The 1,671-nt window shown below is 78.5% G+C and carries 2 protein-coding genes; both read right to left on the bottom strand.

Going from position 1 to position 1,671, the window contains the following annotated elements:
* Positions 1–63: 63 nt before the first annotated feature.
* Positions 64–1,398: a cytochrome P450 gene (locus tag ACTUAL_RS16625; protein ID WP_440900912.1), complete on the bottom strand. Its 1,335-nt coding sequence runs from the start codon at positions 1,396–1,398 to the stop codon at positions 64–66.
* Between the two features lie 26 nt (positions 1,399–1,424).
* Positions 1,425–1,671: 3-oxoacyl-[acyl-carrier-protein] synthase III C-terminal domain-containing protein (locus tag ACTUAL_RS16620; protein WP_440900911.1), on the bottom strand; the 247-nt coding region annotated here is incomplete at its 5' end.

Genomic DNA, 1,671 nt, shown 5'->3' with positions numbered 1-1,671 from the left:
GCGCGACGACGTCGGCGTTGCCGACCTCGCGCGAGGGCAGTTCGGCGGCGACCGCCCGCAGCCTCACCGCGCGCCCCCGCCGGTCGGGGTGAGGACGATCCGGGCGCCGCGCGCGGGGGCGCTGGTGACCAGCCGGGAGGCTGGGCGCTCGGGGCGGCGCCGGTCGGCGGTCAGCGCGTGGCGGGCGAGCAGGACCCGGAGCACCTCCACCGCCTCCAGCACCGCCAGGTTCGCCCCCACGCAGCGCCGGACGCCGTTGCCGAACGGCATCCAGGTGTGCGCGGGCACCGCCCCCTGCTCCAGGAACCGCTCGGGCCGGAACGCGCTCGGGTCGCGGTGGTGCGCGGGGTCGTTGTGCACCACGCCGATGACCGGCATGAGCGTGGCGCCCCCGGGCAGCCGGTACCCGGCCAGCTCGACGTCCTCGGTGAGCGTCCACGGCAGCTCGGAGATCGGGGGGTGCCGCCGCAGCGTCTCCTTGACCACCGCCTCCAGGGGGTCGGTGTCGCCGGACGCGGCGGCCAGCGCGGCGGCGCGGGCCGCGGCGGGGTGGCGGGCCAGCTCGTGCAGCGCCCAGGCCAGGGTGCTGGCGGTGGTCTCGTAGCCCGCGATGACGAGGGTGACGACGTGGTCGCGCAGCTCCTGCGGGCTCAGCGCCCCCGGCCCGGCCGCGACGAGCAGCCGGGAGAGCAGGTCGGTCCGCTCGGCAAGCCGGGGGTCGGCGCGGCGGTCGGCGGTGATGGCGTGGACGAGCGCGGCGAGGCGGGCCAGGGTCAGCGCGGCCCGGCGCCACCGCCCCCAGCGGCGCAGGACCGGGCTGGGCAGCCCGAGCAGGACGGGGATGTCCACGGCGGGGAGCACGTCGAACAGCTCGCGCAGCCGGGTCAGGCGCGGGTCGTCGTCCGCGCCGAGCACCACGCGCGAGATCACCCGCAGGGCGAGTCGCCGCACCCTCGGGTAGCTGGGGAACGGTGAGCCGACGGGCCAGGTGGCGATCTCGTGCTCGGCGAGCTCGCGGACGGCGTCCCGGTAGCCGCGCACGGCGGGCTTGGTGAACAGCGGCGACAGCAGGGCCCGCGCCCGCCGGTGCTCGTCGCCGTCGACGCTGAGCAGCGAGTGCTCGCCCATGACGGGCTTGAGCGGCAGGTTGCCCTCGCCGCCGTGGAAGCGGGACGGCGGGGAGCCGGTCATCGCCTGGACGTGGGCGGGGTCGTAGAGGAAGACCACGGCGCGCCACGGCCAGATGTCGAGCGCGACGACGTCGCCGTACTTGGCGCGCAGGCGGCGGGCCCAGCGGTCGCGGCGGGTGTAGAGGGCGGTCTGCACCGGCCACGGCAGGCGTGGTCCCGGCGGTGGCGCGCCGCGCGGGGCGTGCGCGCCGATCCCGGTCATGGTCATCGCTGCGGTCCCTCCTGGGGGCGGGGTCAGCCGGGGATGCGGACGGCCTGGCCCGCGTAGGCCAGGCCGGCGCCGAAGCCGATCAGCACGGCCCAGTCGCCCGCCCGGACCCGCCCGTCGGCGACGAGCCGGTCCAGGGCCAGCGGCACGGACGCGGCGCTGGTGTTGCCGGTGGCGGGGCCGGCGGCGGGGCCCCCGACGGGGGGGGGGGGGGGGGGCCGGGGGGTGGCGGGGTCGCTGAGGTTGCCGGTGGGCTGGTGGGGGACGAGCGCG

This window comes from Actinosynnema sp. (assembly GCF_052038725.1).
Note: the sequence above shows the minus strand (reverse complement) of the source record. Positions and strands in the feature narration are given on the sequence as shown.

Coding starts and splice junctions, on each gene's coding strand:
- ACTUAL_RS16625 (WP_440900912.1), bottom strand. CDS start 1,398: ATGACCATGACCGGGATCGGCGCGCACGCCCCGCGCGGCGCGCCACCG.